The organism is Aurantimonas coralicida DSM 14790 (assembly GCF_000421645.1).
Classification (GTDB): domain Bacteria; phylum Pseudomonadota; class Alphaproteobacteria; order Rhizobiales; family Rhizobiaceae; genus Aurantimonas; species Aurantimonas coralicida.
In genome coordinates this window covers 284,000-298,733 of sequence record NZ_ATXK01000003.1, presented here as the reverse complement: position 1 = coordinate 298,733, position 14,734 = coordinate 284,000, and the positions used below count along the sequence as shown (strand labels likewise).

At 66.7% G+C, this 14,734-nt stretch carries 14 protein-coding genes; all 14 read right to left on the bottom strand.

Annotated elements, in window-relative coordinates:
• Positions 1–30 precede the first annotated feature (30 nt).
• Positions 31–1,431 carry a hypothetical protein gene (locus tag H536_RS0109970; protein ID WP_024350337.1) on the bottom strand — a complete coding sequence of 467 codons (1,401 nt, stop codon included), beginning with the start codon at positions 1,429–1,431 and terminating at the stop codon, positions 31–33.
• Positions 1,428–2,669, bottom strand: a complete 1,242-nt coding sequence (locus H536_RS0109965) for a MotB family protein (RefSeq protein WP_024350336.1) — start codon at positions 2,667–2,669, stop codon at positions 1,428–1,430. Before H536_RS0109965 ends, H536_RS0109970 begins: the two co-directional genes overlap by 4 nt.
• Positions 2,666–3,631 (bottom strand): hypothetical protein, encoded by a 966-nt coding sequence (locus H536_RS23235; RefSeq protein ID WP_024350335.1) that lies wholly within the window; start codon positions 3,629–3,631, stop codon positions 2,666–2,668. Before H536_RS23235 ends, H536_RS0109965 begins: the two co-directional genes overlap by 4 nt.
• Before the next feature lie 3 nt (positions 3,632–3,634).
• Complete coding sequence (fliF, locus tag H536_RS0109955) at positions 3,635–5,326, bottom strand: flagellar basal-body MS-ring/collar protein FliF (protein ID WP_024350334.1); 1,692 nt, start codon at positions 5,324–5,326, stop codon at positions 3,635–3,637.
• A 172-nt stretch (positions 5,327–5,498) separates the two neighbouring features.
• Positions 5,499–5,861, bottom strand: coding sequence for a hypothetical protein (locus H536_RS0109950; RefSeq protein ID WP_024350333.1), 363 nt, complete (start codon positions 5,859–5,861; stop codon positions 5,499–5,501).
• 76 nt (positions 5,862–5,937) lie between these two features.
• Complete coding sequence (locus tag H536_RS0109945) at positions 5,938–6,477, bottom strand: chemotaxis protein CheD (RefSeq protein WP_024350332.1); 540 nt, start codon at positions 6,475–6,477, stop codon at positions 5,938–5,940.
• On the bottom strand, positions 6,477–6,866 hold the full coding sequence (locus H536_RS0109940; protein WP_024350331.1) for a response regulator: 390 nt from the start codon (positions 6,864–6,866) through the stop codon (positions 6,477–6,479). The genes H536_RS0109945 and H536_RS0109940 overlap by 1 nt, the downstream gene beginning before the upstream one ends.
• A 110-nt stretch (positions 6,867–6,976) precedes the next feature.
• On the bottom strand, positions 6,977–8,020 hold the full coding sequence (locus H536_RS0109935) for a protein-glutamate methylesterase/protein-glutamine glutaminase (RefSeq protein ID WP_024350330.1): 1,044 nt from the start codon (positions 8,018–8,020) through the stop codon (positions 6,977–6,979).
• Positions 8,021–8,106: 86 nt separating this feature from the next.
• Positions 8,107–8,952: a CheR family methyltransferase gene (locus tag H536_RS0109930; RefSeq protein WP_244495402.1), complete on the bottom strand. Its 846-nt coding sequence runs from the start codon at positions 8,950–8,952 to the stop codon at positions 8,107–8,109.
• Positions 8,953–9,138: 186 nt separating this feature from the next.
• Positions 9,139–9,633, bottom strand: a complete 495-nt coding sequence (locus H536_RS0109925) for a chemotaxis protein CheW (RefSeq protein WP_009210336.1) — start codon at positions 9,631–9,633, stop codon at positions 9,139–9,141.
• A 5-nt stretch (positions 9,634–9,638) separates the two neighbouring features.
• Positions 9,639–11,936 (bottom strand): chemotaxis protein CheA, encoded by a 2,298-nt coding sequence (locus tag H536_RS0109920; protein ID WP_024350328.1) that lies wholly within the window; start codon positions 11,934–11,936, stop codon positions 9,639–9,641.
• 90 nt (positions 11,937–12,026) lie between these two features.
• Positions 12,027–12,398: a response regulator gene (locus H536_RS0109915; RefSeq protein ID WP_009210338.1), complete on the bottom strand. Its 372-nt coding sequence runs from the start codon at positions 12,396–12,398 to the stop codon at positions 12,027–12,029.
• Positions 12,395–12,700, bottom strand: a complete 306-nt coding sequence (locus H536_RS0109910) for an STAS domain-containing protein (RefSeq protein WP_024350327.1) — start codon at positions 12,698–12,700, stop codon at positions 12,395–12,397. Before H536_RS0109910 ends, H536_RS0109915 begins: the two co-directional genes overlap by 4 nt.
• Positions 12,700–14,631, bottom strand: coding sequence for a methyl-accepting chemotaxis protein (locus tag H536_RS0109905; RefSeq protein ID WP_024350326.1), 1,932 nt, complete (start codon positions 14,629–14,631; stop codon positions 12,700–12,702). The genes H536_RS0109910 and H536_RS0109905 overlap by 1 nt, the downstream gene beginning before the upstream one ends.
• Positions 14,632–14,734: the final 103 nt, after the last annotated feature.

Here is a 14,734-nt window from a genome sequence, read left to right as displayed (position 1 = left end):
GCATTTCGACGGAGGTGCTGACGGATGCGGTCACGGCGTGGCTCTCTTCAGGTCGCCGCGAACGGCGTCGAGGAGCGCGGCTCCCCGGGTCAGAACGGCGGATTGCTCGACGGGCGGCTGCGGACCGTAGCGCTCGGCGGGGTCGATATTGGCGGCCATCAGCGGCTTGCGCATCTCGCTGAGCACCTCGTAGGCGGCCTCGTGCAGCTTGCGATCGGCGGGATGGAGCGTCGCGACGTCGATCGCTTCCAGCGCGACACGCGCCTCGACCGGATTGCCCGTCGTCAGCGTGGCAGCGGTCTTGTAGAGCAGCGCGCGCTGGCTGTCGGCGGGCACGGCATCGCCGTTCTCCAGCGCCTCGGTCGCCATAGCGGCGGCGAGCGGCAGATTGCCGCCGACCAGCGCCCGGCGCGCCACGGCTAGGAAGATCGCCAGCCGCTGGTCGTCCGGGATGCGGGCGGTGGCGTTATCGATCGTGGCGACCGTTGCGTCCTTGGTCTCCGCCGGCCGTGCCGCGTAGACCGCCGAGAAGCGGGCGCGGAAATTGCCGGCATAGGCGGAATCAGCAAAGCGGTCGAAATATTGCCGCGCGTAGCGATCGGCGGCCGCATGGGAGCCGATGCCCTCGGCGAGCAGCACGCCCATCCGCAGCGCCGCCTCTTCCAGAAGCGTGCCGGGCGCCGCCAGCATCACCTGCTCCAGCCGGTGCAGCGCATCGGCCGGCGCGTCCTTCTGCAGGAGCTGCGCGACCGCCAGGTTCAGCTGAGCGGCAAGGGCCGTGTCCATCTCCGACACGTCGATCGGCACCAATGCCGCGCGCGCGTCCCGCGCACGGTTCTCGACATAAGCCAGTGCGCCGTCGAGCAGGGCCCGTTCGTCGCCATCGATGGTCGCGGTCGACAGGATGCCACGCAGGACCGCGGGCGGGCCTCCGCTCAGGACGAACAGGGCCGCGGCGCGCAGATTGCGCGGGTCGGTCCACACTTCGGGCGTCTGTTCGAGGAAGGTAGGGCCGTAGCGACGCAGAAGCTGCGCCTGCACGCGGATCGCGGCCCCGTTGCCACGGGCCACCTGATCCTGCAGGAACTGCACCGAGCGCACGATCTCGTAGGGCATCGGGGCCCGTTCGCGCGGCCAGGGCCCGGTGCCGTCGCCGTTCTCGTCCTCATGCGCGTCGGGCTCGCCATCCGTTGCGGCCTCCGCATGTTCGCGGGCGGCTTCGTCCGAATGGGCCTCCGGTTCGCCCGCGTCGCCGCCTTCGGAGCGGATCGCATCCTCGCCGGCCTGGCGCACCCGCTCGGCGACGCTGGCCGGCGCCGATGCGCTCTCTCCGGCCGCCCATGCCACCGGCATGGCGGTCGTCAGCATCAGGCCGCAGGCGATCACGCCCAGCCCCAGCCGGCGTTCGGTGAACAGGCAACCCATGATCATTGCGCCGGCTCGGTCAGCAGGATCTCGATCCGGCGGTTCGCCGCCGCCTCGGGATCGTCAGCGATCTTCGGCGCGCGGTCGGCGACACCCTCGATCGCCTTGACACGGTCTTCTTCCAGGCCGCCGCGGGCCAGCATGTAATAGGCCATGTGGGCGCGGGCGGTGGACAGGCGCCAGTTGTCGTACTGGGCGCTGCGGAACGGCCGGGAGTCGGTATGGCCGCGGATGGAGACGTTGCCGGGCTGCTTCGACAGGACGGAGGCAATGCGCTCCATCATGGCGACGACCTGCGGCGTCGGCCGGGCCGATCCGACCTCGAACATGCCCGACATCATGTCGTCGGCGATCGAGATGGTCACGCCGCCTTCGCCCGGCACGACCTCGAAATTGGTCGGCAGGTGCTCGCCCTGACGGGCGAATTCGGCGGCGATCTCGGCCTTGAGCTCGTCGGCACGGTCGGCCTGCGCAACGGCATCGCCATCCGCGGGCTCGGCGTCCGCACCGGCCTCGGCCAGTTCGGCTTCTTCGGCATCGGCAGTCCCGGCGTCGGCCTCTGCCTTGGCCTCGGCAACCGCCTCGGCCTGCGTTTCCGCATCCACCGGCACCGGCTCGTCCGACATGTCATTCGGCAGCACCGCGGTCTTGAACTCACTCGGCGGCGCCTCGTCCATGACCGTTGCGCTCTCGGTGGCGTTCGGGGAGAGCTGCCAGGATGCGGGATCGAACGGATCACGATAAGCGTCGCCGCCATTCAGGCCCGGCAGGCCCGTGCCATCCGGCTTGCCCTGCAATTCGCCCGTTGTTTCGGACGCGCCCTCGGCGGCGATCTCGGCGAGCACCGCATAGGGATCGCGGAACAGCGCTTCTTCCTCGCCGCCCTCCTGATCGCCGGCCAGCGGCTTGCCGTGGGGATCGCCGTTGGTGTCGGCCTTGCTGACGCCGTTCTCGTTCTCGTCGCGCGAGGCGCCGTCGTCGGACTGCTCGACGCCGCGCGTGGCCGGCGACGCGTCGTTGAGACGGATCGGATTGAAATACTGGGCGACCTGCTTGCGCGTCGCCATGTCGGAGGCCTGGGTCAGCCACATCACCAGGAAGAAGGCCATCATTGCCGTCATGAAGTCGGCGAAGGCGATCTTCCAGACGCCGCCGTGATGGGCCTCCTCGCCGTTGCCGCCGCGGCGGCGCACGATAATGATTTCCTGACGGTCCAGATGCCCCGCCCCGGACTGATCGGTCACGCGAGCGCCTCTTCCAGTGCCGTGCGCCAGCCCATCAGTCGTGTCTCGACGACGGTCTGGTCGCATTCAATTCTCACCTCGACCATGTCGGGGTCGGGTTCACAAACGATGAAGGCCTTGCGCTTGCCGAGCGCCTGTTCCAGCGCCTCGAGCAGATCGGCCGGGCCGGTGACGCGGATGTTCAAAGCCTTGCCGTCGCCGATCAGCATGTGGACCGCGTCGGCCAGTTCCAGGACGGTCTGACGCCGGCGCGCATCGAGCGCGATCGGCTTCAGAACGCTCGACAGCGAGGCCCGCACGATGGTCTCGATCCGGTCGAGCCGATCGGTCAGGAGCGCGCCCATCTGCTCGCCCTCCTCGCCAGCCCATTCGCCGCGCGCCGCCTCGACGGCCGCAGCCTTCGCCGCTTCCGCCGTTTCTCGCGCCTCGTTCAGTGCCGCCGCCGCCTCGGCCTCGGCTTCCGCCCTGCCCTGCTGGATGCCCGCCTCACGGGCCGCCTCCAGCGGATCGAGCTCGCCCAAAGGTGCGGCGGTGAGGTCCGGCAGACCGGCCTCCGCCTCGTCGCCGAAGCCGTTCATCGCCGCATCGGGATCGAAGTCCGGCGCATCGAAGCCGCCGAGATCCGGCAACCCGCCGGCGGCGCCATCGGCATCGTCGTCATCGAGATCAAGCGCCGAGAAGCCCGGCAGCATGCCGGCCGGTGCCGGGGTCTCGCCGTCGTCCTCGCCGGCGAACTGCGCGGCAAAGTCGATGTCGGCTGCACCGGTCTCGGCCTCGTCCTCTTCCTCGACCTCCATTTCTGGGATCGGCGAGGTCTTGGTCTGGGCCGCGGGGCGTGCCTGATTGGCGGCGACGAGCGCCAGCGGTTCGAAGATTGTCGCCTCGCGGGCCGACGCCCCGGGGCGGGCCGGCATGTCGGTATCGGCGTCCAGCTCGGGCAGGTATTGGGCGAGAGAGATCATGGCTTAGGCCGCCTCTTTCTGGTTGAGCCACTGCTTCATGACGGTGGCGGCATGCTCTTCGTTGTGGTCCAGGAGCCGCTCGAGGCGGGCTCTCGGCGAATTGCCCACATTGAAGTTGAGGTCGTCGAGGAAGCCGATCTCGTTGCCCGAGCCGCCGGCCGGATCGGAATCGTAGTTCAGGTTCTCCAGGAGGCTTTCCGACAGGGCACGGGCATCGTCGTCCAGCTCCGGCATCTCGTCGTCGTCCAGCGCGGCCAGGGTGGTCCCTTCGGCGGCCGGCATGGCGGCGATGGCCCGGACGGCCGGCTTGAGACCGAACCAGATCAGCATGATCGCCACGGCGAGGATGGTGATGGCGTTGATGAGCGTGCCGGACTGGCGTATGAACATCTCGCCGAGACCCGGCGCCGGGATCGGCTCGAGGGCGTCGTCGGAAGCGATGAAGTCGACGGCGGTCACCTCGATCTGGTCGCCGCGATCGGCCGAGAAGCCCGACGCCGAGGCGACCAGAGACTTGATCTCGCCGATCCGCGCGTCGATCTGGGCGTCGGTCGGGTTCTCGCCAATGGCTTCGAGCACACGCTTGCGGTCGACGACAACAGCCACCGACAGGCGTTCGACCTGATAGCCGTCGCTGGTCGTGGAGATGGTCTTCTCGTTGATCTCGTAGTTGGTGAGTTCCTCGCGGCGCTCGGTCTCTTCCGACGATTGCTCGCCGGCACCGCCGCCTGCCGGGGGCGCGTCGACTTCGCGGACGTCCTGCTCGACGCCCACCGGGGTCTCGCTGGCGCGGTTGGCCGACTGGTTGTTCTCGCGGATGGTGCGGGTCGAGCGCTCGACCCGGCTTTCGGGATCGAAGATGCGCTCGCTGATCTGCTTGCGATCGGTGTCGAGCCGGGCAACGACGCTGGTCTGGAAGTTGCCGATGCCGAGATAGGGCGCGAGGGTGCGGCGGATCGACTGCTCGATGTCCTTGGAGACGACGCTTTCGATGCCGAACAGCTTGGTGGGCGCGGCCGAAACGCCTTCGTCGCCGGACGCCAGAAGCGTGCCGTCGGCGTTGAGGATGGTCACCTCTTCCGGCGTCATGGACGGGATCGCCGAGGCGACCAGCGAGCGGATGGCCTGGGCGGAACCGAAATCATTGCCGTTCTCGGTGCGCACGACGACGCTCGCCGACGGCTTCTGCTGTTCGCGGCGGAACGAGCCCTTGTCGGGCAGGACGATGTGGACGCGGGCGGCGCGCACGTTGCGCAGGGTCTGGATGGTGCGGGCGATCTCACCCTCCAGCGCGCGGACCCGGGTGATCTCCTGCATAAAGGAGGTCAGGCCGATCGAGCCGAGATTGTCAAAGAGTTCGTAGCCGGCGTTCTCGGAACGCGGCAATCCCTTTTCGGCGAGCAGCATGCGCGCCGGGGCCGTCTGCGAGAAGGGCGTGAGAATGGCGTCGCCCTTGGAATCGACGTCGAAGGGGATACCCGCTTCAGTCAGCGCCGCGCCGATGCGCGTCACGTCGGTGCGGTCGAGCCCGGAATAGAGCGTCTCCATGTCGGGACGCGACAGGTAGTAGCTGCCGAGTCCGACCAGGGCGACCACGAGCAGTCCGACCAGACCCAGAGCTCCGAGCCTGCGTGGACCGAGCGCGGTCAGATTCGTCAAAAGCTGTTGAGCTTTTCCGCCAACGGCAAGCGCCATGGATCTCTCTACCCTGCCTTAACTGTGACTGCGAAGTACGAGCGGACCATGCCGGTCGAAGCTTGCGCGAGACCACGGTTAATGAAGGGTTAACGAGAGAAACCTGTCGGAGAATGCAATCTGGGCGAGTGACTGGCGTCGTGCGGCAAAGCGCCGGAGCAGTCCGGGCCGGTCAGGAGGCCTGAGAGAACAGTTCCATCTCGCCGTCGGAATCGTCCGACACCGCAGCGGCAACGCCGTGGGCCGAGGGGACGAGACGCAGCTTGAGATCGTTCAGGCGCACGGTCTCCAGCGCCGATTTCAGCGCGACTTCATAGCTCTCCGGCAGTTCGTCCCGGGCGGCCTCGAGGAAGGTGGAGAGATTGCACAGCGTCTGCTGGGTGCGGTCGATCCGCTGCACGGCGCGCACATAGGCGGCATCCTGCTTCGCGTGGTCAGGACAGACGAGGTCGTGCATCGCCTCGGCATCCCTGGCGAGTTCCCGCAGCTCGAGGGAGAGGGTCCTGAAAAGGTCGGACAGGGAGCTCATCGACATGGAAATTCGCTTCGATCGCTAGAATTGAACGAGACAATGGTTCGAGACGGCCCGCCAGAGTACGTCGCGATCCCTTTCAGAAAAGTTCCACGTCGCCGATGGCATCGGGCTTGCGAACAGGACGGGCCACCGGAATCTGCGGCATCGCCGTCGGCGCGAACAGGATCTGCCGGGCCCGGCCGGAATGCGGCCAGTACTCGATGCGGCGTCCCGATTCCCCGCCCAGGCTGCCGCCCAGATAGGTGATCTTCTCGGTACGCAGGAAGCGCTCGGCGAAGACGGCATTCTTCGAGCCGACATTCGACAGGCGATCGACGGTCTGGGCGCCGCCGAACAGCTTCGCCTCGAGATTCTCGCGACGCGCGCCCTGCTGCAGCAGCCCGTTGATCAGCAGTTCCATCAGATACAGGCCGAAGCTCTCCGTGCGGCCGCTTTCCGAATCGCCGGCGCCCGGCAACAGGAAGTGGTTCATGCCGCCGACCCCCGCCACCCGATCGTGGATGCAGGCCGCAACGCAGGATCCCAGCAGCGTCGTCAGAACCGTATCTGGTCCCGTCGCCACCCGGGCCTCGCCTTGCATGACATGTATGCGCTGCATTCCCGACCGGTTCAGCATTACTGAAGACGACCGACCACCGCTTCCATGGTCTTCTTGAGGACAGGGACGGTGATCGGCTTGGCCAGGAAGTTGTTGACGCCGAACTGGGCCGCGCGCTGCACCAGCTCGCGGTCGCCCTGTCCCGTCAGGATGATGAAGGGCGTCTTCTTCGTCGGCGCATAGGACCGCACGGCCTTCAGGAGCTGGATTCCGTCCAGCTTGGGCATGTTGAAGTCCGAGATGATGATGTGGCATGGCGACGTCATCATCGTCTGCAACGCTTCTTCACCATCGACGGCAAAGATGATCTGCTTGATTCCAAGTTGTTCCAACGCGTCGCGTATCAGCATTCGGCTGGTACGATGATCGTCGACGATGAGAACTCTGATCCGGTCTGCAATGCTCATGGGGTCTATCCTTGTCGGATCCCTATTAGAGGGGAATTTTATGAAGAGATTCTCTCATCCGGATCGAATTTTGCGCTGACTTGAAACAATGTTCGAGAAACATCGACCGGTCAGGCAAAGACTTGCCGTGTCACTCTGGCAAGAGGGACCCTCTTCTCCGCGGCGCCGATCTCGTAGGCCACCCGCGGCATGCCGTAGACGAGCGAACTCGCCTCGTCCTGCGCTAGGGTACGCGAGCCACCCTTGCGCATTTCCAGGAGCCCCTGCGCGCCGTCGCGGCCCATGCCGGTCAGGATCACGCCGCTGGAGCGGCCCTTGAAGTTCTTGGCGATGGACGCGAACAGGACGTCCACCGACGGGCGATGCCCGGAGACCGGATCGTCGGCGACCAGCGAGATATAGGGCTGCATCGCCTTGCGCAGGACCATGTGCCGGCCGCCACCGGGGGCCAGATAGATATGGCCGGGCCGCAGGACGTCGCCATCCTTGGCTTCGGTCACACGAGCCGGGCAGAGCCGGTCGAGCCGCGCCGCGAAGGAACCGGTGAAGGCAGCGGGCAGATGCTGCACGATCAGCGTCGGCGGGCAGTCGGCCGGGAACTCGGCCAGAACCTGGGTCAGCGCCTCGACGCCGCCGGTCGACGAGCCGATGCCGATCAGCTCGGGGCCGGTGGGCGAGCAGGAGATCTCGTGCGGCGCGCGCGGAGACGGCGCGGTGCGCGTCGCCGGTGCAGCCACCCTCCCCCGACGCTTCACCAGACGGCCCTTGGCCTGCGCGGCCTCCTTGATCAGCCCCGGCAGGGTATCGAACGTGTTGTCGCCGGCGCCGGGCTTGGCAATGCAGTCGAAGGCGCCGATCTCCAGAGCTTCGAGGGTCGCCGACGCTCCGGGCGCGGTGAGGTTCGACACCATGATCACCGGGGTCGGCCGCAGTTGCATGATCTTCTGCAGGAAGTCGATGCCGTTCATGTTGGGCATCTCGACGTCGAGCGTCACCACGTCGGGATCGAGCGCCTTCATCTTCTCGCGCGCCTCGAAGGGATTGGCCGCCTCGCCGACCACTTCGATGCCGCGGTCGTTCTTCAGAACGTTGCGGATGAGCGCTCGCATGGTCATGGAATCGTCGACGATGAGAACGGTTGCGGGTGCCGTCATCGGTGCTCTGCTCCGTCCGGAATCACGCGGGTCGGATCCACTGGACGAATCCGCAATCTGGTTCGGGTCGGCGCGGTCCATCACGATCAGCCACCAGCCTTGCGATAGGAGGTGTTGGATTCGTAGCTGAGCGTGTTGGACGCCGGTCCGGTGACCCGCTCGGAATGGCCGACATAGAGAAAGCCGTCCGGCAGGATGCGCTCGGCGAAGCGGTTCCACACCTTTTCGCGGGTCGTCTGGTCGAAATAGATGGTCACGTTCCGGCAGAAGATTGCGTCGAACATGCCCTTCATCGGCCACTGGCCGATCAGGTTCAGCTCGCGGAAGGCAACGAGATCGCGCATCGTGTCTGCGACCTCGAAGGCCATTTCGTCGGTCGCCCCGCGCTTGCCGCCGGGGGCTCCGTGCACCGGGCGGAACCACCGCCGGCGCAGATCGGCCGGCACGTTTTGCAGGTCGCTCGACAGATAGATACCGGCGCGGCCCGTCGCCACGACGTTCGGGTCGATGTCAGAGGCCAGGATGCGCACGTCATGATCGGCCGCATCCGGCATCATCGACAGGACGGTCATGGCGATCGAATAGGGTTCATGGCCGTTGGAGCAGCCCGCCGACCAGATGCGCACGCGTCCGCCCCGCTTGGCGCTCGCCAGGAGCGGCGGCAGCAGGTTGTTGCGCAGATGGTCGAAATGATGCTGCTCGCGGAAGAAATGCGTGACGTTGGTGGTCAGCGAGGCGAGCATCTTCATCCGCTCGTCTGCGCCGCCCGCACCGGCGACATGCTCGCAATAGTCGCGGAAGCTTTCCATGCCGAGGCTGCGCAGCCGCTTTGACAGCCGCGAATAGACCAGCGTCGCCTTGGATGGCGACAAATGGATGCCCGCGTCATCGTAGAGAATGCGCGCGATGTTGGTGAAATCCGCCTCGGTCATCGGGAACTCGCCCGCCCCGATCGACGCGGAATCGGCCCGCCGCCTGCCTACCGGCTTTTCCTGCTGATATCCGGCCGCCAAACGCCCCACTCCACTTCGGGCACGGGAGCCGGGCAATCCATGCCCGGCTCCATCGCACCATTTTCTGTCATCTTGTCTGCTGTTGCGTACCGTGCTGCGCCCGGCTCAGGCCGCGTCGCGCAACTGCGGCAGCACGTTGTCGGTGGCGATCAGGGAGACCATGCGGCCTTCCAGCGCCATGACGCCGCGCACGAACTGCTTGGCGAATTCCGTCGCCATGTCCGGCGGCGGCTGCAGGGCATCGTCGGTCACCGTCAGTATATCGGAGACCGCGTCCACCAGCAGGCCGAAGAGCTGCTGCTGCGAGCGGGCGACGATGATGACGCTGCGCGCCGTCGGCTGCGTCTTCGGGAAACCGAGACGGGCTGCCAGGTCGACGATCGGCAGAACCGCGCCGCGCAGGTTGATGACGCCGTTAACGTAGGACGGAGCGTGCGGGATCGGGGTTGCCGGGGTCCAGCCACGGATTTCGCGCACCGACATGATGTCGACGCAGAATTCCTGCTCGCCGATGCGGAAGGCGACGAGCTCGCGGCCGTTGCCTTCACCGCGATTGTCGTTCTGGGCGGGCTTGCCGATCTGGTTGTGAGAAGTCGTCATCTGTCCTACTCCGCGGCCTGTTGCATGGCGTTGCTGGCGAAGGCGATATCGCCCCGCGATGTCGCGACGACGGTATCGACGTCGAGAATGAGGGCGACACGACCGTCGCCGAGAATGGTGGCCGCGGCGATGCCGGGCACATTGCCGTAGTTGGTCTCGAGGCTCTTGATCACGACCTGGCGCTGCCCCTGGATGGCATCGACAAGGAGCGCCGAACGCAGGCCCTTCTCCGCCTCGACCAGGATCGCGACGCCGCCGGTGGCGTCCGTCGGCTGATCGGTGAAGCCGAGTTCCCGGCCGACATCGACCAGCGGCAGGAAGCTGTCGCGCACCTTCACCAGCCGGGCGTCACCGCCGAAGCTCTTCACCTCTTCGGGCTTGGGCTGCAGCGTCTCGATGATCGCGGTCAGCGGCACGACGACGGTCTGGTCGCCGACCGAGACGATCATGCCGTCGAGGACGGCCAGCGTCAGCGGCAGGCTCATCGTGAAGATCGAACCCTTGCCCGGTTCGGAGGTGATCGACACGCGACCGCCGAGGGCCTGGATCGAACGCTTGACGACATCCATGCCGACGCCGCGGCCCGAAAGCTCGGACACCGAGGAGGCGGTCGAGAAGCCCGGCGCGAAGATCAGATTGTCGATCTCCTCGTTGGTCAGGTTCGCATCGGCCGGGACGAGGCCCTTGCTGACGGCGATCTCCTGGACCTTCGGACGGTTGATGCCGGCGCCGTCATCGGTGATCTCGATGACGATGCGGCCCGAACGGTGCATCGCCGCGACCTTCACCACGCCTTCGGCGGGCTTGCCGGCGGCCAGTCGCACGTCGGGCTTCTCCAGCCCGTGGTCGATGGCGTTACGCAGCATGTGGGTCAGCGGATCGGCGAGGCGCTCGATGACGGTCTTGTCGACTTCGGTCCACTCGCCTTCCGTGACGAGGCGCACGGTCTTGCCGGAGATCTCGGCGACTTCGCGGGCAAGCCGCGGCAGCCGCTGGAAGACTGACTTCACCGGCTGCGCGCGGATCGCCATGACGCTGTCCTGGATGCCGCGGGTCAGCTGCTCAAGCTCGTCGAGACCGACCGCCAGCTCCGAGGTGCGGGCAAGACCCGCCTGATAGGCGCGCTGGGACAGCATGACCTGATGGATGACCAATTCGCCGACAAGGTCGATCAGCCGGTCGACGCGCTCCAGATCGACGCGGATGGTCTGGGCGGCCGCGGTGGTGGCCGTGGCCGGCTTGCCGTCGGATTCGGGAGCCGCCTTGGCCTCGGAAGGCATCGCCTTCGGTACGGCGTTGGCGGCCGAAGCCGGTGCTGCGGCCGGAACACTTGCCGGCTCGGGCGCGGCGGTCACTGCCGGGGCGGCCGGCGTCTCGTCCTCGGCGACGGGTTCGGCGTCTGGCGCGGCTGCTTCCGATGCCTCGGCGATCTCCTCAGGAGCCTCCGCCGGCACGTCACCGCGGATGCGGGCGAGGATCTCGGCCAGGTCGGAATCGAAGCCGCCGGCGTCGCCTTCCGGCTTGTCGGCCTCGATCGTCAGGTCGCAATCCCACTCGACGAATTCGAAGATTTCGCGCACGGCCTCTTCGGTCGCGGAGGTTCGCAGCTCGATGTTCCAGGTGAGATAGGCACTCTCGGGATCGAGATCCTGAAGCTGCGGCAGCTCGCTGGTGTCGCAGGTCACCTCGGCCTCGCCGAGTCTGCAGAGATCGCGCAGGACGACCGCCGCCTCGTTGGCCTTGGAATAGAGACCTTCATGCGGCTTGAAGGAGATCTGGAAAACCGTCTCGCCGTCATCGTCCGCGTCATCGCCGCCGCCGAGAAGATCATCGAGATCCACGGCAATCGGGACGAAGTCGAGATCGCCCATGCCCTGGTTGTCGTCCTCGCCGGCCGCGTCCTCGGTCTCGACCGCGCCGCCGCCGACCAGTGCCTTGAGCTCGGCAGCCAGCCCGTCATTGCGAGCCGCATCGGCCACGCCGCCGTCGCGGGCGACGGTGACGAGATCGGCCAGCGCGTCGCCGGAACGCAGCATCACCTTGATGACCGTGTCCGTCGCTTCCAGGCGGTTGGAGCGTAGCTCGTCGAGCGTCGTCTCGAAAATGTGGGCGAAACGGACCAGATCGTCGAGGCTGAAGGCACCGGCCCCGCCCTTGATCGAATGGACGGCCCGGAAGACGGCGTTGACCGTATCGGAATCGGCCTCGCCATTCTCGATCGCCAGCAGCCCGGCTTCCAGCTCTGCAAGCTGCTCGGCACATTCCTCGAAGAATGTCTGCCGGATTTCGGCCATCGCGTCCATGTCGCTACCTTCTTGTTCCTGCTCGGACTGCTGTCTGCGTCGCGGTCCTCGGCCCACTGGAGCCATGCGACCGCCGACAGGGCGCTCTGCCTATGCGGCGACGCGGTTGATCGCGTCGACCAGCTTTACCGGGTCGAACGGCTTGACGATCCAGCCGGTGGCGCCCGCGGTGCGGGCCCGCTGCTTCTTCTCGGCATCGCTCTCGGTGGTCAGCACCAGGATCGGGATGGCGCGGCGCCGGGGATCGACCCGCACTTCCTCGATGAACTGGAAGCCGTCCTTGCGAGGCATGTTGATGTCCGTGATGATGACATCCGGCTCGACTTCCATGCCTTCCAGGACTTCGATCCCGTGGGCGCCGTCCTCGGCCTGCACCACGATGAAGCCCTGCGACGACAGCGTCGCCCGCAGCATCTCGCGCATGGTGCGCGAGTCGTCGATCGTCAGAACTGTCCTGCTCATGCGAGGCTTCCCTTGTCGCTGATGTGCTCGGGCGACAGCCCGAGAAGTTCGAGGCCGCTCAAAAAGGCGTCCGAAGGTGTGTCGAGGTCGAACGGCGTGTCATCGACCTTCCAGGTGGCGGCTGCCGAGAGCAGAACCTGAACGCACTGGCCGCCGAGCCGGGTGACCTTGGAGGCGTCGACCTTGACCGGTCCGCCACGCAGGGCCAGGAGCTGTTCCGCCAGTGGCGCGGCTGCCTTGATGTCGAGAACTTCCGGCAGGCCGACGGATGTCGCCTTGCGGGTTGCGGGCTTCCGGGCCATCAGAACTCCTCCCAGCTATCTTCTTGAATCTGCGTGGCGCGGGCGGCGCCGCCCGACCCGGTCGTGCGCATCTGCGTCACACCGCGGGACGGGGCATGGCGCTGCGGCTGCGTCCGGCCTTCGCTGCGCCGGGCGCCGGCATTGCCGGCACTGGTGCGGAACTTGGCCATCGCGTGGGCCAGTTCGTCGGTTTCGTTGGCCAGCGTCTGGCTGGCCGCCGTTGCTTCTTCGACCATCGCGGCGTTCTGCTGGGTCACCTTGTCCATCTGGTCGGCCGCGCCGGACACTTCGCGCAGGCTGGTCGCCTGTTCACGGGCGCTCGAAGCAATGGTCGAGATGACCTCGGCCATGGCGCTGACTTCCGAGACGATCTCCTCCAGCGACTTGCCGGAGGCCGTGACCAGCTCGACGCCGGTGCCGACCTGCTCGCGCGAGGTCGCGATCAGCGTCTTGATCTCCTTGGCCGCTTCCGCCGAGCGCTGGGCAAGCCCACGCACTTCCTGGGCGACGACCGCAAAGCCCTTGCCCGCCTCGCCGGCCCGTGCCGCCTCGACGCCGGCGTTCAACGCCAGCAGATTGGTCTGGAAGGCGATCTCGTCGATGACCGAGATGATCGAGTTGATCTTCTCGGACGACTGCTCGATCTGGCCCATGGCTGCGACCGCCTTGCCGACGACCTCGCCGCCCTTCTGGGCCTTCTCACGGGCACCGGACGCGACCTGCTGGGCCTTGCCGGCGCCCTCGGCGGTCTCGTTGACGGCCTGGGTCACTTCGCCCAAAGCCGCAACGGTTTCTTCGAGGCTGGCCGCCTGCTGCTCGGTGCGGTGGGCCAGATCGTTCGAGGCGGTGTTGATCTCGCCGAGGCCGGTACGGATCGAGGCGATGGACGTCACGACATGGCCGATGGCCTCTTCCAGCGAGGCGACGCTGGCATTGAACTTGGCCCGGATCGGCTCGAATTCCTCGGCCACCTTGTCCTGCATGCGCACGGTCAGGTCGCCGGCCGATAGTCGCTCGAAGCCCACTTCGACGACGCCGACGAAGGCGCGCAGGTCTTCGGCCTTGGCATTGTCGAGCGCGGCCTGACGCTTCTTTGCCTGGTCCTGGCTGATGCGGGCAGCCTCGGCCGTTGCGGCGAGTTCGTCCCGCTCGATCGCGGCCTGCTTGAAGGTCTCGACTGCGCCGGCCATCTCGCCGACCTCATCCTTGCGCTTCGCGCCCGGGACCGTGATGGTCTTGTCGCCATCGGCCAGCTTGCGCATCACGCCGGTCATCTGGACGATCGGGGTAGCGATACCGCGCGACAGTGCCCAACCGAGACCGGCCGCGAACAGGATCAGCGCGCCCATGCCGGCCAGAAGGGCGGTCTCGGCAGCGACATTCGCAGCGGCTTCGGCACTGCTGGCTGCGGTGACACCGGCCGTCGTCGTCTCGCGGACGCCGTCGAGAATGGTCTCGATCGGCTCGATGAACGCGTCGGCCTTGCCCGAATTGAAGAGCGCCAGCGCCTGCGGGTAGGTGAGTTCGTTGCCGGCATCGCGGATGACGGGGTCGGCGATCTCGGTCTGCCAGGCCTGCATCGCCGCCGACACCTGCGGCAATTGCGCGGCGATCGGGCTGCCGGCACCGGCGACCTCACCAAGATGCGCGACGTTCTTCTGGAAGGTCGCGTAATGCTCCTTCACCCGGCCCGAGAAATAGGCGTCGCGGGTGATCATGAAGCCGCGCAGGGAGTTCTCCTGACGCGCCAGCGCAAAACGCGCATCGATCGCGGCGTTCGACAGCGCGACCTGATGGTTCTTGTCCCCGGAAGCCGTTTCGATCTGGAGCATCGACTGGAACAGCAATGCCCCCATGCAGGCGGCGATCACGACGAGGATCGCGAAAGCTGCGGCGATCTTCGTTGATATCTTGAGATTGGCCATTTGCATGGGGAACGTCCTTGGAAAGCGGCGGCGGCAGCTCCAAAATTCCGGAGCGACGCCGATGGGAAATTAGGGGAGCGATGGTTAACGGATTCTTATCGTCGGCCCG